This window comes from Haloferax mucosum ATCC BAA-1512 (genome assembly GCF_000337815.1).
In the GTDB taxonomy this organism is placed as follows: Archaea; Halobacteriota; Halobacteria; order Halobacteriales; family Haloferacaceae; genus Haloferax; species Haloferax mucosum.
In genome coordinates this window covers 66072-84323 of sequence record NZ_AOLN01000017.1, presented here as the reverse complement: position 1 = coordinate 84323, position 18252 = coordinate 66072, and the positions used below count along the sequence as shown (strand labels likewise).

Annotated in this window: 21 protein-coding genes and 1 tRNA gene; 5 read left to right on the top strand and 17 right to left on the bottom strand. The window is 63.8% G+C overall.

Features of this window, described 5'->3' with window-relative positions; genetic code table 11:
* Window positions 1–120 precede the first annotated feature (120 nt).
* Together C440_RS12330 and C440_RS12325 are read right to left on the bottom strand one after the other, a co-directional pair.
* Complete coding sequence (locus tag C440_RS12330; protein ID WP_008320825.1) at window positions 121–396, bottom strand: hypothetical protein; 276 nt, start codon at window positions 394–396, stop codon at window positions 121–123.
* 44 nt (window positions 397–440) lie between these two features.
* On the bottom strand, window positions 441–929 hold the full coding sequence (locus C440_RS12325) for an Lrp/AsnC family transcriptional regulator (protein WP_008320824.1): 489 nt from the start codon (window positions 927–929) through the stop codon (window positions 441–443).
* 204 nt (window positions 930–1133) lie between these two features.
* Here C440_RS12325 and C440_RS12320 point away from each other — a divergent pair, with 204 nt between their 5' ends.
* Window positions 1134–2072 carry a DMT family transporter gene (locus C440_RS12320; protein WP_008320823.1) on the top strand — a complete coding sequence of 313 codons (939 nt, stop codon included), beginning with the start codon at window positions 1134–1136 and terminating at the stop codon, window positions 2070–2072.
* A 63-nt stretch (window positions 2073–2135) separates the two neighbouring features.
* On the opposite strand, the gene C440_RS12315 is transcribed toward C440_RS12320, so the two are convergent.
* From C440_RS12315 to C440_RS12300, 4 genes are all read right to left on the bottom strand, one after another.
* Window positions 2136–3056 (bottom strand): DMT family transporter, encoded by a 921-nt coding sequence (locus tag C440_RS12315; protein ID WP_008320822.1) that lies wholly within the window; start codon window positions 3054–3056, stop codon window positions 2136–2138.
* A 403-nt stretch (window positions 3057–3459) separates the two neighbouring features.
* Entirely contained in the window at window positions 3460–3741 is a 282-nt protein-coding gene (locus C440_RS12310) for a DUF6360 family protein (RefSeq protein ID WP_008320821.1), read from the bottom strand.
* A gap of 1 nt (window position 3742) precedes the next feature.
* Window positions 3743–5515, bottom strand: a complete 1773-nt coding sequence (locus C440_RS12305; protein WP_008320820.1) for a nitrite/sulfite reductase — start codon at window positions 5513–5515, stop codon at window positions 3743–3745.
* Between the two features lie 97 nt (window positions 5516–5612).
* Window positions 5613–5927, bottom strand: a complete 315-nt coding sequence (locus tag C440_RS12300; protein ID WP_008320819.1) for a hypothetical protein — start codon at window positions 5925–5927, stop codon at window positions 5613–5615.
* Between the two features lie 305 nt (window positions 5928–6232).
* On the opposite strand from C440_RS12300, the gene C440_RS17820 reads away from it, so the two are divergent.
* Together C440_RS17820 and C440_RS12295 are read left to right on the top strand one after the other, a co-directional pair.
* Window positions 6233–6406: a hypothetical protein gene (locus tag C440_RS17820; protein ID WP_008320817.1), complete on the top strand. Its 174-nt coding sequence runs from the start codon at window positions 6233–6235 to the stop codon at window positions 6404–6406.
* 79 nt (window positions 6407–6485) lie between these two features.
* Entirely contained in the window at window positions 6486–7160 is a 675-nt protein-coding gene (locus C440_RS12295) for a DUF7119 family protein (protein WP_008320816.1), read from the top strand.
* On the opposite strand, the gene C440_RS12290 is transcribed toward C440_RS12295, so the two are convergent.
* Complete coding sequence (locus C440_RS12290; RefSeq protein ID WP_008320815.1) at window positions 7148–8392, bottom strand: M20/M25/M40 family metallo-hydrolase; 1245 nt, start codon at window positions 8390–8392, stop codon at window positions 7148–7150. The two genes, C440_RS12295 and C440_RS12290, sit on opposite strands and share 13 nt — an antisense overlap.
* An 85-nt stretch (window positions 8393–8477) precedes the next feature.
* Here C440_RS12290 and C440_RS12285 point away from each other — a divergent pair.
* A tRNA-Lys gene (locus C440_RS12285) sits at window positions 8478–8551 on the top strand.
* A 208-nt stretch (window positions 8552–8759) separates the two neighbouring features.
* Here C440_RS12285 and pepF read toward each other — a convergent pair.
* Together pepF and C440_RS18285 are read right to left on the bottom strand one after the other, a co-directional pair.
* Window positions 8760–10559 carry an oligoendopeptidase F gene (gene pepF / locus C440_RS12280; RefSeq protein ID WP_008320814.1) on the bottom strand — a complete coding sequence of 600 codons (1800 nt, stop codon included), beginning with the start codon at window positions 10557–10559 and terminating at the stop codon, window positions 8760–8762.
* A 91-nt stretch (window positions 10560–10650) separates the two neighbouring features.
* Window positions 10651–10806: a DUF7563 family protein gene (locus C440_RS18285; protein ID WP_425497314.1), complete on the bottom strand. Its 156-nt coding sequence runs from the start codon at window positions 10804–10806 to the stop codon at window positions 10651–10653.
* A 111-nt stretch (window positions 10807–10917) separates the two neighbouring features.
* Between C440_RS18285 and C440_RS12275 the strand changes: the two genes are divergently transcribed.
* The gene (locus C440_RS12275; protein ID WP_008320813.1) at window positions 10918–12255 is read left to right on the top strand and encodes a M28 family metallopeptidase; all 1338 of its coding nucleotides are present in this window, start codon (window positions 10918–10920) and stop codon (window positions 12253–12255) included.
* An 11-nt stretch (window positions 12256–12266) separates the two neighbouring features.
* Here C440_RS12275 and C440_RS12270 read toward each other — a convergent pair whose 3' ends face one another.
* The 8 genes from C440_RS12270 to C440_RS12235 all read right to left on the bottom strand — a co-directional run bounded on the left by C440_RS12270 (window position 12267) and on the right by C440_RS12235 (window position 18204).
* Complete coding sequence (locus C440_RS12270; RefSeq protein WP_008320812.1) at window positions 12267–12542, bottom strand: hypothetical protein; 276 nt, start codon at window positions 12540–12542, stop codon at window positions 12267–12269.
* 131 nt (window positions 12543–12673) lie between these two features.
* Complete coding sequence (locus C440_RS12265; protein WP_008320811.1) at window positions 12674–13321, bottom strand: HAD family hydrolase; 648 nt, start codon at window positions 13319–13321, stop codon at window positions 12674–12676.
* A gap of 84 nt (window positions 13322–13405) precedes the next feature.
* A complete protein-coding gene (gene truA / locus C440_RS12260; RefSeq protein ID WP_008320810.1) occupies window positions 13406–14218 on the bottom strand; it encodes a tRNA pseudouridine(38-40) synthase TruA in 813 nt (270 codons plus the stop codon).
* A 49-nt stretch (window positions 14219–14267) separates the two neighbouring features.
* Window positions 14268–14792 carry a universal stress protein gene (locus C440_RS12255; RefSeq protein WP_008320809.1) on the bottom strand — a complete coding sequence of 175 codons (525 nt, stop codon included), beginning with the start codon at window positions 14790–14792 and terminating at the stop codon, window positions 14268–14270.
* Window positions 14793–14903: 111 nt separating this feature from the next.
* Window positions 14904–16199 carry a histidine--tRNA ligase gene (gene hisS, locus C440_RS12250; RefSeq protein ID WP_008320808.1) on the bottom strand — a complete coding sequence of 432 codons (1296 nt, stop codon included), beginning with the start codon at window positions 16197–16199 and terminating at the stop codon, window positions 14904–14906.
* Window positions 16200–16259: 60 nt separating this feature from the next.
* Window positions 16260–17165, bottom strand: coding sequence for an EamA family transporter (locus C440_RS12245; protein ID WP_008320807.1), 906 nt, complete (start codon window positions 17163–17165; stop codon window positions 16260–16262).
* Between the two features lie 81 nt (window positions 17166–17246).
* The gene (locus C440_RS12240) at window positions 17247–17837 is read right to left on the bottom strand and encodes a DUF7411 family protein (RefSeq protein ID WP_008320806.1); all 591 of its coding nucleotides are present in this window, start codon (window positions 17835–17837) and stop codon (window positions 17247–17249) included.
* 4 nt (window positions 17838–17841) lie between these two features.
* Window positions 17842–18204 (bottom strand): DNA-binding protein, encoded by a 363-nt coding sequence (locus C440_RS12235; RefSeq protein WP_008320805.1) that lies wholly within the window; start codon window positions 18202–18204, stop codon window positions 17842–17844.
* Window positions 18205–18252: the final 48 nt, after the last annotated feature.

Genomic DNA, 18252 nt, shown 5'->3' with positions numbered 1-18252 from the left:
CAGCCCGCCAGCCGCCCATTTGACGACTTGCTCACCCGCTGAACTGCCGACTCACCGAATCTCCCACCCACCGGCCAACTGACCAGTTGCTCTCCGATTGCTCTCAGCCGTCGTCTCGCCTCAGACGGTATCCGTCGGGTCGTGGGTCTCAGCCATCTCCTGTGCCGCCGCGGCGTAGGCCTCTCGTGTCTCTTCGTCGGTGACGCGGCCCAGCGCGTCCGAATCGACGTCGAGTGCGGCGTACGTGTCTCGAATATCGGATTCGAAGCTCGTTATCGACCGCTCTTTTCGGTGGTACCGCGTTCCGTCCGGCGTCGCGTATACGAGGATGATGATATTCTGTTCGTCGTCCGAATACGTCCGTTCGACGAGCCACGTTCGCACGGAGTCCGACATACGAATCTCTACGCGACGCGGGCAGGTAATCCCAATGGCGGCGTTCAGCTCTCGATACCCAACTCGTCTAGCAACGTCTCCAACGTGTAGCTCTGTAGCGCCCTGTGGCTGTCGCGCATCGTCGAGATGACGAATGTGGAGTTCGTTCGCTCGACTTCCGGTATCGCCTCGAAGTCGCTGATGAGACGCTCGACGCGATCGGAGTCGGCGAGGTGGGCCACGACGATGAAGTCCGTCTCACCCATCGTGAAATACAGTTGGGTGACGCCTTCTATCTCCAGCAGTTTGTTGCCGACGCCCTCGTAAGAGCCGCTGTAGTCGGCCAACACCTCGATGACGACGGTGACGCCGAGACCGAACGCTTCGAGGTCGATGTCGTAGAGGTCGTTTTCGATGACGCCGTCGTCTTTCAGGTTGTTCAACCGGTAGTGGATGGTCGATACCGGGATGTCGGTCGCTTCGTGTAGCTTCTCGGGACTGCCCGTCCCGAGGTCCGCGATGGCCTTCAACAGGCGCACGTCGCGTTCGTCCATACCTACACTGGGCGCAGGCGGAGACCTAAGTCCTTGTTCTGTCACCCGTATTCGCCACCACGACGCACGCACTCAGATTTTAACGATTTATGTGAAGTCAAATCCAGTAAATATGGTATTACTCAATGAAAGATTCAACTAATTCTGTTTCTATTGTAGAAGGATTTAACAACACGCCGGTCGGATGTTGGAGTAGATTCGACTATGACGCGAACCACTTGGAGAAATATTCCGACGACTCCCCTGCTGTTCGTCGCCCTCGCGGCGATGTGGGGCACGTCGTTCGTCGCCATCGAGGTCGGCTTGGAGTTCTTCCCGACGCTGACCTTTGCGGCGGTCCGCTACGAACTCGCCGGGCTCGTGATGTTAGCGTACGCCGTGTACTCGACCGACCGTTGGCGACCACGAACCAGAGACGAACTGCTTGCGACGGCCATCGGTGCGGTGTTCATCATCGCCGCCTATCACGGCCTGCTCTATCTCGGCCAGAACCACGTCCCCGGTGCCGTCGCCTCGATTATCATTAGCCTCTCGCCTATCCTCACCGCCGTCTTCGCCGCGGCAATTCTCTCGAACCAGTCGCTCGGCACGTCGGGCGTCTTGGGCCTTCTCTCCGGCTTCGCCGGTGTCGTTCTCGTCGCCAACCCCGGCACCGGAATTCTCGACTCGGCGCAGGGCCTCGGCATGGTTCTCATCTTCTTCGGTGCTGTCTCGTTCGCCCTCGGCGCGGTCCTCACCCGTCCGCTCCGCACCGACCTACCGGTCCAGTCCATGCAGGCGTGGACGATGCTCGGCGGCGGCGTCATCCTCCACGTCTGGGCGCTGTTCCGTGGGGAGTCGCTTTCCGCCATCGAGTGGGCACCGACTGGAATCGCGTCGTTCCTCTACCTGACGCTCGTCTCCGGCGCGGTAGCGTTCCTCCTCTACTTCGAACTGCTAGACCGCCTCGGCCCGACGGAACTCAACCTCATCGGCTACGTCGAACCCGTCGTCGCGGCACTCATGAGTTGGGTCCTCCTCGGTCACGCCATCGACACAATGGCGCTCGTCGGCTTCGGCGCTATCTTCGTCGGCTTCGCCATGATGAAAAAAGAGGTTCTCGTCGATGTTGTCGTCGCGGTTCGGCGGCGTGTCGCGGCGTAATCCGGTCTTTCGTGTCTTTCGCTCCCCGAAACGGTCTCCTCGGCCCTCCCTCGTGCGCTTTTCTCACTCCGCTTCGGCGGGGCGCTTCGTTGCCGTCCCAACAACCTTGGCCACGCTCTCGCGTTGAACGAACACGAACCCGGTGACGATGACTCCGAATCCGAGTACGGTTGCCGCCGAAATCGATTCACCGAGGAACGCCCATCCGGTGATGGTTGCGACGATTGGCATCGCGTAGGCGACGAGATTGCCGCGGACCGGGCCCGCCTCCGCGAGCAGTGCGAAATACACCGGGTAGGCGGCCGCCGTCGCGGGCATCCCCACGTAGAGAATCGCGGCGACGACAGTCGGTGACCACGCCACCTGTGCGGGCGATTCGCCGAGACCGAGGCTGGCGACGTGGATGCCGACGGCGGCGACTGCCATCGCCCACGCGGTTAGCGGGAGCGTGCCGATATCGGGACCGACGCGGTCGAGGAGAACGGTTCCGAACGCCACCGAGAGTGCCGACCCGACGACGAGCGCCTGCCCGACGTTGCCGCCGCCGAGGACGCTCTCCGGCCCGACGATGACGACGACGCCGACCAGTCCGAGCAGAATCCCGACGGCGTCGAGTGCCGAGATGCGTTCGTCGTCGAGGAGGAGCACGGCGAACACCGGCGAGACGACGGGCATGAGACTGTACATGACGGCCGCGGCACCGGTCGTCGCGTGTTGCTGGCCGAGAAAGAGAAGCACGTTGTTCGCGCCGAGGACGAACGCGCCGCTGGCGAGGATGCCGAACACATCGGCGCGACTCCGCGGTCGCCAGTAGCCGCCGCGGACGAAGACGAGACTCAAAAGCACGATAGCGGCCACATCGACGCGGAACGCCGCGAACAACACGGGCGGCACGACGTCGATAGCGGCTTTGATGCCGACGAACGAGGTGCCGAACAGCACCGCGGCCGCGACGAAGAGAACGAGGCTTCGGTGACGGCTCACGCCACCACCCCCCGTGCTGTGACCGGCGTTCGATTTGCCGGGTGAGCACGGGAGGTGGAGAGTGACCGACGCGCGATGCGTTGACGGCGTGAGAGCATCGTCTCTAGCACACGCTACGCTGTGGGTTTCGAAGTCATATGTCTACCGATGGGCGGTGACGATATGTGAATGAACAATTAGGTGGCTCGTTTCTCATCGAACGTTTCGAATATGGCGCAATTATCTGTGTGCCTGGTTGTCGAGGCGCAGGGGTTATCGACGGGCCGGTCGGTGGCGACTAGGTGGGAATTGGAACAGCACTGCGACGGAACAGCAGTAGACAGCACTGCGACGGTGTTGAACGCACTCGACAGCCACGTTGCGTGTCGTCTCTCTCGGCGCTCGGCACGTCTCGGAACTGCGGTTAGTCGCCTCGTGCGGCTTCGACGCGGTCGGCGTGTTTTTCGAGGTCGGCGGCGAGACTCCGGGCCTCCTCGGGTGAGAGCGTCACCGTGGTCGCGTGCGGAGGAAGCGACTCCAGTTGCGTCCCGTCGAGTTCCAGTTCGAGCGTGATTTCGTCGGGATTCTTTCGCGGCGACGTCGCGTTGAGCACCGCGAACGCCGTGTCCTCGAAGTCGTGGCCCGTCGCCGTCGCATCAACGAGGTCCAGCGTCGTGTACGCGTTGACCTTCAGGATACGGTCCATCTCAGTCGCCGCTCGTGATTGGAGTGCCGTCGGCGCGAGTCGGTGCAGGACCGGCGTCGAGGCTGTCCTCTTCGGCGTAGGGGTACCACGTGCGCTTCGTGTTGTGCATCATCGGGTCCTCGTAGCTGGTCTCTTCGGGTTCTACCAGTTCGGCCAGTTCGTCGTCGTCGTGCCGCTGGACGAACTCGCGGAACGTCTCGCCCTCGTCGCTCTGGTCGTCGAAGTTGGCGAGCAGGTTCTTGATTGCGCCGGGTACCTCGTCTACGGGAACGCGCTGGGTTACCCAGCGGGCGAACTGCGGTTCCTCGCCGAGACCGCCGCCGAGACCAATGTCGAGTGCTTCGACCGGGTCTCCGTTTTTACGGGTCTTCATCCCGCGGAGGCTCACGTCTGCAATCTGCGGCTGGGCGCAGGAGGCCGTACAACCCGAGAGGTGGATGTGGAACGCATCGACGCCGGACGGTAGTTCGACGTTCTCTTTCAGCCAGCGAGCGAAGCGGACCTGTCGGTTCTTCGTCTCGACGATGGAGAGCGAACAGAACTCGGTGCCCGTACAGGCGACAGAGCCGCGCATGAACGGCGACGGGTCGGGCGAGTAGTGTTCGAGCAGGTCTTCCGCGAGGAAGTCGTCCAGTTTCTCGTCCGGTATGTCGGGGATGATGACGTTCTGCCGTTGCGTCAGGCGGGCCGCGCCGGAGCCGTACGTCTCGGCGAGGTCGGCGAGTTCGATAACGTCATCCGCGCCCATCCGGCCCACGAGGACGTTCAAGCCGACGAAGTTCTTGCCATCCTTCTGCTTGTGGACGCCGAGGAGGTCGTTGCGGCCGTCACCGCCGGCGTTGTAGGTGTACTGGTCGCGCACGTCCTCGCCTGCCGTCTCCAGTTCGAAATCGACGTACTCCGATTGGAGTGTCTCCCGGATTTTCTCCGGTCCCCACTCGTCAACGAGGAACTTGATGCGGGCGTTGTAGCGGTTCTCACGGTCGCCGTAGTCACGGAAAAGTGCCGAAAGGCCCCCGGCGACGGCGGCGGTGTCCTCGGGAGCGACCCACACGTCGATATCGCGGGCGAACCGCTCTTCGTTGCGGGCAAGCCCGCCGCCGACGCGGACGTTGAACCCCACCGTGCGCTCGCCATCGATCTCTTTGTAGGCAGGTTCGAGCGCAAGGTCGTTGATGTCTCCTTGCCCGGAGCCGTCGGCCGACCCGGCCACGGACACCTTCCACTTGCGCGGGAGGTTCGAGTGGTCGTCGTTGCCCTTGAACGTCTCGTTGAGTTCCTTGATGACCGGCCACGCGTCGATGATTTCGGCCGCGTCGTCGCCGGCCATCGGGTTGCCGACGATGTTGCGCCACGAGTCGCCACAGGCCTGCTGTGCGGAGAGTCCGTTAGCTTCGAGCGTTTCGAAGAGGTCCGGAACGTCTTCGAGCTTTATCCAGTGGAGTTGGATGGATTGTCTGGTGGTGAAGTCGGCGTAGGCGTCGCCGAAAATCGGGTTCGTTCCCGGGCCGGTCGCGTACTCCTTTGCGACTTCGCCGACGACACGGAGTTGTTCGGGTTCGAGACGGCCGTTCGGCGTCCCGATACGCAACATGAAGTACGACTCTTGGCCGTTTCGCTGGTGGTACAATCCCCACCATTTGAAGCGCTCGAACCACGCGTCTCGTTCGTCGTCGGGAATCGCGTCCCAACCCTCCTCGGCGAAACGGAACAGATGCTCTCGTATCTCGTTTCCGTAGACCTCTGATTTCCAGCGTTCGACGTCCGTGGGCATTCGTACGAACACCCATGTATTTCCCTACGTAAGGCCCCGAGCGTACCGTCAACCCTTCCCGGTGCTACCGAAAAGGGGACAGTATTGCCTATGTTATTCAGCTATCATTTCGGACCGGGAGGACGACACGCTCGCGGGCGATATCGGTGAATTCGCCGTCCGAGAGGCGGCCGACCGGGACCCAACCGGGGGTGCCGGTCTCGCCGCAGGCGATACATTGGCCGTACACTTTCGCCGAGACGGTTCGTCCGTCTGCCCCGACCGAGAGGACGTTTTCGACGACGAAATCCGGGAGGTCACAGCCACAGAATGCGGGCGCGTCGAGTCGCCAGAGTTCGCTTACGCTCACTTCTCGGGCGTCGTTCACGGAGACCCACGCCCCGTCGTCGAGGACGCGAAGAGAGACGCTCATGTCTCTTCGTCGGTGCCCCGTGTACGTATGTGAGACGACGGCCGCAATTCCCGCGGGTGGGACACGACAGCGACTCGGGGCCTGAGGCCGTCGCAGTCGGGTGGTTTCGCCCGTTTTCGACCGTCTGAGGTAGTGGCAACCGCTTCCGGTACCCGGGAGTGGGGGTACACATTACAGGTGCGGATTCGCTTATGACAGTTCCCTCGGTATGGCAGGGTGATGAGTGACCACCGAACCGCCGTCAGACAACACGCCTCCGCCGACGTCGCCCCCGAACTGTTCGACTGGCCAACGGAGGACGAAACATGACGAGCGAGGCAGAACTCGACCCCGACGAGTTGGAATCGGACGCCGACGCATCCACCCACGCCCCCGCAGAGACCGAAGACTCGGACGCGACGGCCCACCTCAAGGACCTCGAAGACGGTGCCGGATGCGCCGAAATCTGGTCGCACCTCTCGGAGTCCCGCGAGGAGTGACCCGAACGAACCCCGCTCGCGCGCGAATCTCGCCACTCAGGGGGACGTTTTTATCCGCGAGCGCGTAACCGACTCGTAGATGACGAACGACGAACGCCGACGCACCGGTCAGGTGCCCGCCGACCGGCGAGAACCGGTCGGCCAGCCTGTCGTCCGTGGGGACCCCGCGGTCACGGGTGACCGCGCCCACGAGGCGGTCGGGTTCGACCCAAACGACCCCGAGAGCGTCGCCGAAGCCGCCCGGACGGTCCGCTCGTTTTCCGAATCGACCGCTGGCGACGACGACCACGTGTTCATGCTCCGCGGAGCCGCCGCCTGCGCCGCCCTCGTCCGCGGTGTCGGGTCGTACAAACGCGCCGCAGAACGAGCCGGCGGCGACGTTTCGGTCTCTTTCATCCGCAAGTGGGCCCGCGTACACGACCTGCCGCAGTCGGTTCGGCGACACGTCGCCCGCGGACAGATTGCACCGACCGCCGCGAAACACATCGCACGCGTCTCCGGTGACGCCCGGCTTCACCTCGCGTGGGCGACGCTCGACGCCGGCTTGACCGTCCGAGAAGTGCGCCGCCTCGCAAGCCAAGTCAACGACGGAACGCCCGTCATCACGACCCTCACCGACCACGGAGTCGATATCGGAACTCTTGACGTGTCGCTTCCGCCCGACGTGTATCTCGAACTCCGGCGACGTGCTTCGCTGGAGGACACGGACCCGGGAACCGTTGTCGCCGACGCGCTCGACGCTTATTCCGACTGAAGGAATCGACGCGCCGTCTCCTGCAGTACGTCGCGGGCGACTTCGACATCGTTCCACTCGATAGTCTCGTCGGGGAAGTGCGCCTGTTCGATGTCCCCCGGCCCGAAGAGCACCGTCGGAATCCCCGCCTCGACGTAGTGCCGCGAGTCCGCGCCGTAGGTCGCTCCCGTCGGGTCGTCGTCCAGATTCGCTTCGCGGAGCGCCGCCTGAAGCGCCGCGACGACGGGTTCGTCGGCGTCGATTTCTGCGGGTTCGAACTGGACGGAAAATCGCTCGAACGTGGGCGGGTGTTCTGCGAGCCATTCGTCGTCGGCGACGACGGCGGCCAGTCTGTCTTCGAACGTCCGCTCGACCGCTGAGACGGTCTCACCCGGCGCGACTCCCAGTCGCCACTCGGCGGTGAGTGTTCCGGCGACGCTCGACGCCCACGTCCCGGCTTCGACGCGGCCGACGCAAATCGGCCACGGAATCGGGTGGTCGTACAGTGGATGTGACACGCGTTCGGCGCGCTCTGCTTCGAGCTCGAAAAACGCTTGACGGATCGCCTCGAACTTCGGGAGAACATCGACGCCGCGCCACCGCGAGGCCGCGTGAGCGGTCCGCCCGGTCAGGCGGAGTCGCTTCATCACCGAGCCTTCAGTGGCGACGACCGGCTTGAGTTGCGTCGGCTCGGCGACGACTGCGGCATCGCGCTCGAACGGATACGGGTTGTCGAGCGCGGCGGCCGCCGCACCGATTCCGCCTTCTTCTTCACCGACGACGCTCTCGACGACGATTCGGCCGTCGAGTTCGGTAGCCCCGGCTTCGACCGCATCCCGGAGACCGAGCGCGGCGAACACGCAGGCCGAGAGACCGGCTTTCATGTCGGCCGCGCCGCGGGCGCTTACGGTTTCGTCGCCGTCGCTCCAGCGGGGTAAAAACGGGTCGTAAGACCACAGTTCCGCGTCGGCAGGGACGACATCGACGTGTCCGTTGAGGACGAGCGTCGGCCCGGCATCGGGGTCGCCGAACTCGAACACACCGGCGACGCTCGGGCGGTCTACGGTGTCGATATCGGCGGAGTCGTCTGGAAACGATGGATGCTCTGCGAGGCGCGTTGGGTCCGCGGTCCACTCGTACGTCTCGAATCCGAGGTCGTGCAGGCGGTTTTTGACCCATTGCTGTGCCGGCGCTTCTGCACCGCCGACACTCTCGAATCGTAAGAAGGTATCAACGAAGTCTCGCAAGTCCATACATTGGTAGACGGCAACGGGGTACAAAGCAATCGGGGGAGCGAAAATAAACGCTTATCAGTATCCCCATTTAAAGAGAAATCGAGGGCTGGTAGCTCAGTTAGGCAGAGCGTCTGGCTTTTAACCAGACGGTCGGGGGTTCAAGTCCCTCCCAGCCCGTTTTTACACTCTGAGCGGTAGTGCTCGATACTGCGTGGCTGTGGATTCACGGAAGCTACCGCGAACCCGCCGGTCGAGGATTCTGCGACGGGAGACATACTCGTGAGATGCGTCGTCTCACAATTGTTCATGCCCGTCCATGCCCGCCGCATCTTCGGACGTCAAAAAGTTTCCACGCCGTGTTTTCGGTCTTTGTCCTGCGTGTTCGCTATTCGAGGTCGAGAAGCGCCGCGGCTTCGTCGAGGAACTCGCTGTAGACGGACATCGCGTCCTCGATGGGTTCGGGGTCGGTCATGTCTACGCCGGCCGTCTGCAACACGTCGATTGGGTACTCACTTCCGCCGAGCGAGAGCGCTTCGCGGTAGTCTACGGCGGCGTCTTCGCCTTCTTCGCGGATGCGTTCGACGATGGCCGCGGCGGCCGAGATGCCGGTCGCGTACTGGTAGACGTAGTAGTTGTAGTAGAAGTGCGGAATCCGCATCCACTCGCGGGCAATCGAGTCGTCCGTCTCGGCGGGTTCGTAGTACGTCGATTTCAGGTCGCCGTAGAGCTGGTCGAAGCGGTCCGGGGTGAGCGCGCCGTCGTCTTCGACGATGTCGTGAATCTGGAGTTCGAAGTCGGCGAACATCGTCTGCCGGAAGAGCGTCGAGCGGAACCGTTCGAGATACTCGTCGAGGACGTGCATCCGGAGTTCGTCGTCATCGACGTTTTCGAGGAGATACTCGGTGAGAAGCGTCTCGTTGACCGTCGAGGCGACCTCGGCGGTGAAGATGTCGTAACTCGCGTCGTGCCACGGTTGGGCGTCGTTGGCGAGTTCGGAGTGCATCGAGTGGCCCAGTTCGTGTGCGAGGGTGAACATCGAGGCCGCGTCGTCCTGATAGTTCATCATGATGAACGGCTGGGTGTCGTACGTGCCGGCGGAGTACGCCCCGGCGCGCTTGCCGCGGTTTTCGTACACGTCAACCCAGCGGTCTTCGAGTCCGGCGGCCATGCGCTCTTGGTAAGCTTCGCCGAGCGGTTCGACGGCCTCGATGATGTACTCTTTCGCCTGTTCGTACGGAATCTCGGGACCGTGGTCACCGGTGAGAGACACGTAGAGGTCCCACATCTGGAGCGTGTCAGCACCGATGGCTTTCCGCTTCAACTCGGCGTGGCGGTGGAGGTGGTTGAGGTTGTCGCGGACGGTTTCGAGCAGGTTGTCGTACACCTCGACCGGGACGTTGGGACCGTCGAGCGCGGCTTCACGGGCGGTCTCGTAGTTTCGGATACGGGCGGTCTTGACGTCCTTTTTGACGCTGTTTTTCAGCGAGGTGCCGACCGCGTTTCGCACGTCGGCCCAGCGGTCGTAGAACTCCTCGTGGACCGTTCGGCGGAACTCGCGGTCGGGGTGCTTCTGGAGTTTCGTGAAGTTACCCTGCGTAATCTCGACTGTGGACCCGTCGGGCTTTTGGACCGTCGGGAACTCCATGTCGGCGTTTGCGAGCATGGAGTAGATATCGCTCGACGCGCCGGTCACGTCGGAGAGGTCCGCCAACACTTCCTCGACTTCGGCCGAGCGGGTGTGTTCTTTCGTCCGAAGTACGTCGTCGAAGTAGTGCTCGTAGGCTTCGAGCGCCGGCTCTTCGTCTATGAACGCCTGTATCTCGTCGCGGTCGAGTGCCTGCAGTTCGGGGTCGAGATAGCTGACTGCGCTCCGCGCTTTCGACGCCAGTGCCTCCGAACGGCTGGCTTGGGCCTGATACTCCTGATTTCGCGTGTCCTCGCTACTCCGGAGGTTCGCATACGAGGCGACCATCGAAACCTCGCGGAGCACCGACTCCATCGTTTCGAGGAGTTCGAGAAGCGTCTCCGGGTCTTCGGTGACGCGCCCCTCGTAGGCTTCGAGTTCGGGGATGCGCTCGGCAACGTCCTCGTAGGCCGCTTCCCACTCCTCGTCGTCGGCGTAGATGCTGTCGAGGTCCCACTTGTACTTCTCGTCGATGTCGCTTCGCTCGGGAACCGAACTCATATCTCGGCAGTTGCACCCGCGGATGGTAAGCCTTGTCAATCAACTGCCGGCGGGGAGAAATGGAGGGTTGCAGGGCGGTCGTGAGCCGGGGTTAGTGTCGAGTCGCTCTCGCCTGCCGAACTTGGGCGCCGTCACGGACCAAATCCTCGCAGTGTGGACAGACCCGTGGGTCCTCCATGCCCTCGGGTGCGAACACCTTGACGTAGCCTTCTGTGACGAAAGAACTGCAGTTCTGACATGTTGGCATGGTGCTCGTTCGTACCACGTCAAATTAGTTAGATGTTGTGGGCAACGTTTTTATCCGCGCTCCGAGCGCGACTGGCACAAACGACTTTGGCCGACGGCGAGTGGGTGGGACATGGACGACTTGTCAGCCGACGCCCGCGGAGCGTTCGCCCGCACGTGGACCGACGACCGCCCGTGGGAGTTCCTGACGGCCCTCACTTCGATTGGCGACCGGATGGCCGGCGGCGAGGGCGACAGTCGGGCCAGTTCGCTCGTCGCCAACGCGTTTGCCGATGCGGGCGTCGAAGCCGTCGAGTTCGACCCGTTCGAGATGGCCCGCTGGACGCGCGGCGAAACGACGCTCGAACTCACCGCGCCCGACGAGCGGTCGTTCGACGCGGTTGCGCTTCCGTACGCCCCTGCGGTGGACGTTTCCGGCCCGCTCGTTGATGTCGGCTACGGCACGCCGTCCGAAATCGACGACTGCGACGTAGACGGCGGTATCGCCGTCGCTAGCACGACGACGCCCGGAGACGGTCGCTTCGTCCACAGGATGGAGAAGTTCAACTACGCTATCGACTCGGGCGCGCTCGGGTTCGTCTTCGTCAACCACGTCCCCGGACAACTCCCGCCGACCGGCGCGCTCCGATACGACGAGGTGGCTGTCGCTCCCGGGGTCGGCGTGAGCAAAGAGACCGGCGCGTGGTTGACCGACTACGCGGAGCGAAACGGAACCGCTCGACTCTCGGTTTCCGCCGCGACGACCCCTGGTGAGAGTCGGAACGTCGAGGGGCACCTCGGACCCGACACCGAGCGCGAACTCGTCTTCTGTGCGCATTTCGACGCCCACGACATCGCCGAGGGCGCGCTCGACAACGGATGCGGCATCGCAACCGTCGTCACCGCGGCCCGACTTCTCGCGGCGATGGACCTCGACCTCGGCGTCCGTGTGGTCGGCGTCGGTGCCGAGGAACTCGGTCTCACCGGCGCGGAACACCTCGTCCGGCGTCTCGACCTCGACCGCGTGGCCGCCGTCGTCAACGTCGATGGCGCGGGGAGATTCCGTGACCTCGTTGCGATGTCCCACACCTCGGAGGCGACGGCCGACGTCGCAACCCGCGTCGCGGACGAGACGCGACATCCGATTCGCGTCGAGGAGACGCCACACCCGTTCAGCGACCAGTGGCCGTTCGTCCGCGCCGGCGTTCCGGCGCTCCAACTCCACAGCGACAGCGGCGAACGCGGCCGGGGGTGGGGCCACACTCACGCGGACACGCGAGACAAAGTAGACGTGAGGAATATCCGTGAACACGCGATGCTGGCGGCGCTTCTCGTCCGAGAACTCGCGTCGGCCGCCGCCGCCGACGAACTCTCCCGCCTCGATGCCGACGAACTTGCCGGGGCTTTCCGGCGGGCGGACTTTGCGACCGGGATGAAAGCGGCGGGTATCTGGCCCGACGGCTGGGAGTAACGTTCCTGTCGTCAGTCGTCGGCGTCGTCTCCGTTCACAGCCTTCTCGTCGGAGAGCCCCAGCTCTTCGATGGCGCTTTTCGTCCCCGCTTCGACGACCATGCCCGCCCCGATGACGACGTAGAACATCCCGTAGACGAACGTCGGAACCGCGACGAGGAGATAGAGCGCCAGACTGGCGATACCCACCGCGCTGGCGACGAACGCGCCGATGGTGTTCCCGATGCCGATGACGAGCAGGCCGAAGACGATGCGGAGGGTTGCATCCCACGCGGCAGAGCGTTCCATGTGTCAGCAGACGGACGAAGCCCCGTTGAATACGTCGATACCGAGATAGTCAGGAAGTCAGCGTTATGTCGCCACCCGGTTGTACTCCGCATGAGGCCAGTCACCGCCCGCGCGACTGTCCCCGTATCGAGTCAACAGACTGCGGGCAGTTCGGATAACGAATCGAGTTCGTACGTCGGGTCGGCGGCGAGTTGGTACCCCTCGCGGTGCGGGCGGCGGACGAACGCGGAGTCGATACCGGCGCGGTTGGCGGCGACCACGTCAACGTTGCTGTCACCCACGTAGAGCGCGCTTTCGACACCGAGGCGGTCCATCGCCCGCTCGATGTAGTGTGGATTCGGCTTTTTGACGCGAACACCCTCGACCGTCGGGTCGCGGCCGTAGGCGACCTCGAAGCGGTCGCCGATGTCGAACACGTCGAGGATGTGTTCGATGGTCGCGTGCTGGTTGTTGCTCACGACAGCGAGCGGATGTTCGATATCGTCGAGCGCGTGCACGTCGTCGTACAGCGGCTTCATCCCGTTTTCGAGACATTCCAACTGTGTGGTGGCCGCGTGCGCCTCGTGACGCGACCAGAACTCATCGACAGGCACGTCGTGTATGCCGCAGATTCGACGCAGATTCGTAAGCCCACCGTGAATCACGCCGTCGATAGCCTCCGTCGTCGGGTCCACGCCGAACTCGGCGAACGCTCGGCGGACCGCCTCGCGCTCCACTTCGAGGAGTGTCGGTTCCGTCAGCACGCCGTCGTTGTCAAAGATGACAGCGTCGTAGCACATGTGCGTACGATTCGTCCCCGGGGGTCGATAGCCTTGCTATGAGCCACCCCCACCGCTCCGGAGTGCTATTGACGTCTGTGTGTGCTACAAACGACCGACGCCGTCGCGGATGCGCGACCCGACGCGCCACCCGATTCGGTCCGCGAGCGCCCGCTCGTCGAACGCCGTGACGGTGCTTTCTGCCGCCATGGAATCAACCTCGAACTCGACGGTCGGATACTCGACGGCGGTGAGGAGAAGCGGTGTCGGCGGAGCGGCCGGGACGCCGTCGGGTCCGCCGAGGTGTTCCGGGCCGAGTACGTCATCGACCTTCGATGTCGGTGCCGCGCCCGACGCGACGGCGCGAATCAGCGACACGAGTCGGCGGACGAGTTCGCGGGCGAACCCACCGGCTTCGACCCGAATGACGAGAAAGTCGCCGTCACGTTTCAGGTCGCCGTCGATGGCTCGGACGGTTCCCCGTTCGTCGGGCGTGAGGTTGTGAAAGTCGTGTTCGCCGCGGAGTTCGTCGAGCACGGCGGCGGCCCGGTCGTCGTCGAACTCGTCGGTCGGCGCGTACAGGTCGTAGACGTACTCGCGGCGGGTCGGTCGGTGTCTCGCGTGAAAGTCGTCGGGCACGTCGGCGGACGCCCACGCCCGAACCGTCGCCGGGAGTTCCGAGTTCAACGCCCGCGGCGTACACCAGTCTGGGCACTCGAACGCCACGGTCTGTGCGAGCGCGGAGACGCCGGCGTCGGTCCGTCCAGCGGCGGCGTACGCGGTCGGGTCGGTATCAGAATCGCAGACGCCGAGGGCGCGGCAGGCGTCGAAGATGGTGTCTTCGACCGTCGGAACGTCGGGTTGTCGCTGAAATCCGTGAAACGGGCGGCCGTCGTAGGCGACGCGGAACGCGCGCATACGCTGGCTTTTTTGCGGGTCTACTTAACCGAATCACCCTTCGTGCGACTCACTCGGTCTCTTCTTCCCCGGTCTCTTCCCTTCTGGTCCCTTCTCCTCCGGTTTCCTCTCCACCAGTCTCGTCTATCGTCTCGTCTTCCGCAGGAGACTCCGTGGCTCGAATCGTAAGCACCGGCGCATCGGACAGCCGAAGCACGCGCTCTGTGACACTTCCGATGAGGTACCGTTCGAGACCGCGTCGGCCGTGCGTCCCCATGACCACGAGGTCGATATCGGCCGTTTCGATATACCGGCGAATCTCTCGGTGCGGCGTGCCGTGTTCGACCGCCGTCACGACTTCGAGACCCGCTTTGCCGGCTTCGTCGGCGGCCGCGGTGACGATTTCGTCGCCTTCCTCTTCGTAGCCGCGTACGAGACCGCCGGCATCGAGTTGGGTCGCGTGGAGAATGCGCTCGTCAACGACGTAGAGCAGGTGTAGCGTCGCGTCCATGCTCACCGCGAGGTCGAGCGCGCGGTCGAACGCCGCGTCACTCGGTGCGCTTCCGTCGAGCGGAACGAGGATGGTCTCGTACATACCTCGTCGTAGGTCGGGACGCGACAAAAGGCCGCCCGGCGTTCCCGGTGCGAAAACGGTGCGACAGAGCGGAAACGAGGATGCGGCGGCCGCAACCCCCCGACAGTCGGTCTATTCGAAGTCCTCGTACGTCGGTTCGCCGCGGTCGCCGGGGAACTCATCGACGGCGGCGGTCGTCTGGTCGCCGGTTTCCATGTCTTTGATGGTCACTTCGCCGTTTTCGAGGTCGCGCTCGCCGACGATGACGACGGTGCTCGCGTTCACCGAGTCGGCATACGACATCTGTGCGCCGAAACTCCGGTCGGAGACGTCGGCTTCGACGATATTGCCCGCCGCGCGGAGGTCCCGAGCGATACGGGAGGCGACATCGCGGGTGTCGCCGACGGTGAGGACGTAGTAGTCGGTCGTCAGTTCCTCGTCGGGCCAGACGCCGGCGCGCTGACAGAGCAGTTGGAGCGTCGCGTTGCCGATGCCGACGCCGACCGCAGGGGTCGGTTGGCCGCCGAACGATTCGATGAGGTCGTCGTAGCGGCCGCCGCCGAAGGTCGCGCGGGACACGTCGCCCGTGGAGTCGAAACATTCGAAGACGACGCCAGTGTAGTAATCAAGCCCGCGGGCGGTCGTGAGCGAGATTTCGCAGTAGTCGCCCGCCCCGAAGTCGTCGGCCGCCGCGAGGACGCTTCTGAGGTTTTTGACCGCCGATGCGACGCTCTCGCCGCCGAAGTCGGCGATTTCGTCGAGGTCGCCGCGCTCGATGAGGTCGGCGAACTCGTCCGCCTGGGCGTAGGAGAGACCGGCGTCGGAGAGCAGGCCGAGGTACTCCTCGCGTTCGACTTTCTCGGACTTATCGACGGCGCGAATCGCGTCCGCGACGTGTACGTCGGCGTCGAACGACCGGAGGAGACCGCCGAGGATGTCGCGGTGCGAGACGCGGAACTCGAAGTCGTCGGCCGTGAGACCGAGGTCGGTGAGCGCGTCGGCCGCGAACGCCAGAATTTCGGCGTCCGCCTCGGGTTCCGAAGAGCCGAAGATGTCGGCGTTGGTCTGGTAGAATTCGCGGAATCGACCCTGTTGGACCTGCTCGTAGCGCCAGAAGGGGCGCGTCGAGACCCACTTGATAGGTTTCGAGAGCGCCTGCTGTTTGGCGACGACCATCCGGGCGACGGTCGGCGTCAGTTCGGGCGTGAGAGCGATTTCGCGGCCGCCTTTGTCCTCGAAAGCGTACAGTTCATCGACGATTTCCTCGCCGGACTTATCGACGTACATCTGTGTCCGTTCGAGGTACGGCGTCCCGATTTCGCGGAAGCCGTACCGGGCGGCGGCGGTTTCGACGGTGTCGATTACCTCGCGCCGGGCCGACATCTCTTCGGGATAGAAGTCACGAAATCCCTTGAGTCGGTCGTACATGGACAGTGGTTGGCGAAGGCGGCGCTTGAAACCTGTTGTTCCGAGCAAGTTCCCGCGACGCTATCGGACGGCCGCGAGGATGACGTCCACGTCGCCGATGGCGATAAGCGAGACGCCGGTGACGGCGAGCAGAGCGGCGACGAGGCGCGTTCCGAACTGCGCTTCGCGGAGGACGACCCCGCCGAGAACCACGGCGATGACCGCCTGCGTGTTGACGATTGGGGAGGCGATGCTCGCGGGAACCAGGCCGAACGCCGTCGAGGTGATGTGCTCACCGAGCGCGACGAGCGCACCTGCGGCGGCGAACTTCGGCAAATCCCCCCGGACACTCGTCCACTTCCGGAGTGCGACCGGGAGAACCGCGATGCCCGCGCCGGCGAACAGAATCGGGACGAACACGCTCGTCGGAATGGAAAGTTCCTGTAAGGCGACGCGCTTTCCAACGTCGCTGGCGGCGTAACAGGCCGCACTCGCCAACGCGAGTTGCGCCGGACGGGAGCGAACTGCCCTGCGAAGCGGGTCGAGCAGTGCGCCGCCCTCGTAGTTCGCCACGTAGACCGCGACGGTTGCGACGGCGACGCCGGCTACCTGGAGTCCCGTGAGAAACTGGTCCAAGAAGAGAATCTCGATTGGCAACACGAACACCGGGACCAGTTTGTTGATCGGCGCGACGTAGGAGACATCACCCGCGTCGAGCGCGTCCACGAACAGAATGAAGGCGACGCCGACGAGGACCGCCGTCCCGGCGACGATAACGGTCCCGTCAGCGCCGATTTCCGCAGGCGACGGCACCGCCGACGGCTCGAACGTCACGACTGAGACGGGCAGATACCACGCGACGGCGAACGCGTTCACGACGACGGTGAGAACCGCGCCGGGGTAGCCCGGAAAGTAGCGCTTCAACACGAAGATGTAGACGCCCCAGACGAACGCGGCAAGCACGGAATAGAAGATACCCGGGTCCATGTTTGAGTCGGCGAGTGGCGCGGTCAAAAACGGCGCGGTACTGACGAACGGCGGGGCGACTGGATGTTAGTCTCCCCACACCTACCGCCGACCGTGGACGTAACTTTGGACGTGGTCGGGGAACACCTCATCAACCGCCTCCCGGCCGTGCTCCGCCGCGATGAGTGCTCTGAGTTCGCCCTCGTAGTCGGCTTTCGGTATCTCCTCGGAGGGACCTGTCTCGACGTCGAGGTGCGTCTCGACGAGGCGGTCAACCGCGCCGCGGCCGAACCCGGAAAGCGGCGAGAGGTAATCGACACCGTGGCGGTCTTCGAGACTCTGCGCTTGCGCCCGCGAGATGGACGGCACGCGGTCGTCGCGCCGGGTGCCGTCGGCAATCGCGTCGAAATCGAGCCCGCAGACGGCTTCGAGCGCGTGTTCGTGGACCTGTTGGATACCGCCGCGAGGGTAGCCGTCTTCGACCATGCGGGCCGTCGCTTTCTCGGCGATGTCGCGGTCGAGTTCCAGCGTTTCGAACGCGTAGCCGAGTTCGCCTGCGGCGTCTTTGGCGTGCGCCCAATCGTCGGTGACGCCGAAATGCGCCGTCACGAGCGTTACGTCGTAGAACGTATCGAGAAGCAAAGCGGCGAGCGAAGAGTCTTTCCCGCCACTGTAGAGAAGCGCGAGTTCCACGTGTTTACCGGCGTCGGATGTTGAAGCTCTTCGATTCGGGCTGTAGCTCCTTGAGGAGCGCCTTCATTTTGTCGTCGTCGATGCGGCCCTGAATCCGACCGCTCTGTGCGAGCGCCACGATTTGGCGCTCTACTTTCTCTGCGAAGTCCGGCTTCGACATCTGGACCGCGTTGAGTCGCTGGCGGGCCTCGTCGGTTAGATACTGCTTGAGAACCGCCTGTTTCTGCTGTTCGGCGCGTTGTTGGGCCGCCTCTTCGGCCTGCTGTTGTTCGGCAGACCCCTGTTGTCCCGACTGCTGTTCTTGGAGTTTCTGCATCTTCTTTCGGCGAAGCTCCTCCAGTCGCTCGTCGTCTGGACTGCCACTCATATGCTAGCGCACGGTCCGATGTCTGAAAACCATTACGGACCCGTGTAC

Excerpts from the sequence above, each read along its gene's own strand:
- C440_RS12320 (WP_008320823.1), top strand. The coding sequence starts at position 1,134 with ATGACGCGAACCACTTGGAGAAATATTCCGACGACTCCCCTGCTGTTC.
- hisS (WP_008320808.1), bottom strand. The coding sequence starts at position 16,199 with ATGTACGACCGACTCAAGGGATTTCGTGACTTCTATCCCGAAGAGATG.
- pepF (WP_008320814.1), bottom strand. The coding sequence starts at position 10,559 with ATGAGTTCGGTTCCCGAGCGAAGCGACATCGACGAGAAGTACAAGTGG.
- C440_RS12330 (WP_008320825.1), bottom strand. The coding sequence starts at position 396 with ATGTCGGACTCCGTGCGAACGTGGCTCGTCGAACGGACGTATTCGGAC.
- truA (WP_008320810.1), bottom strand. The coding sequence starts at position 14,218 with ATGCGCGCGTTCCGCGTCGCCTACGACGGCCGCCCGTTTCACGGATTT.
- C440_RS12290 (WP_008320815.1), bottom strand. The coding sequence starts at position 8,392 with ATGGACTTGCGAGACTTCGTTGATACCTTCTTACGATTCGAGAGTGTC.
- C440_RS12310 (WP_008320821.1), bottom strand. The coding sequence starts at position 3,741 with ATGGACCGTATCCTGAAGGTCAACGCGTACACGACGCTGGACCTCGTT.
- C440_RS12255 (WP_008320809.1), bottom strand. The coding sequence starts at position 14,792 with ATGTACGAGACCATCCTCGTTCCGCTCGACGGAAGCGCACCGAGTGAC.
- C440_RS12235 (WP_008320805.1), bottom strand. The coding sequence starts at position 18,204 with ATGAGTGGCAGTCCAGACGACGAGCGACTGGAGGAGCTTCGCCGAAAG.
- C440_RS12265 (WP_008320811.1), bottom strand. The coding sequence starts at position 13,321 with ATGTGCTACGACGCTGTCATCTTTGACAACGACGGCGTGCTGACGGAA.
- C440_RS12305 (WP_008320820.1), bottom strand. The coding sequence starts at position 5,515 with ATGCCCACGGACGTCGAACGCTGGAAATCAGAGGTCTACGGAAACGAG.
- C440_RS12270 (WP_008320812.1), bottom strand. The coding sequence starts at position 12,542 with ATGGAACGCTCTGCCGCGTGGGATGCAACCCTCCGCATCGTCTTCGGC.
- C440_RS12295 (WP_008320816.1), top strand. The coding sequence starts at position 6,486 with ATGACGAACGACGAACGCCGACGCACCGGTCAGGTGCCCGCCGACCGG.
- C440_RS12245 (WP_008320807.1), bottom strand. The coding sequence starts at position 17,165 with ATGGACCCGGGTATCTTCTATTCCGTGCTTGCCGCGTTCGTCTGGGGC.
- C440_RS18285 (WP_425497314.1), bottom strand. The coding sequence starts at position 10,806 with ATGCCAACATGTCAGAACTGCAGTTCTTTCGTCACAGAAGGCTACGTC.
- C440_RS12275 (WP_008320813.1), top strand. The coding sequence starts at position 10,918 with ATGGACGACTTGTCAGCCGACGCCCGCGGAGCGTTCGCCCGCACGTGG.
- C440_RS17820 (WP_008320817.1), top strand. The coding sequence starts at position 6,233 with ATGACGAGCGAGGCAGAACTCGACCCCGACGAGTTGGAATCGGACGCC.
- C440_RS12300 (WP_008320819.1), bottom strand. The coding sequence starts at position 5,927 with ATGAGCGTCTCTCTTCGCGTCCTCGACGACGGGGCGTGGGTCTCCGTG.
- C440_RS12325 (WP_008320824.1), bottom strand. The coding sequence starts at position 929 with ATGGACGAACGCGACGTGCGCCTGTTGAAGGCCATCGCGGACCTCGGG.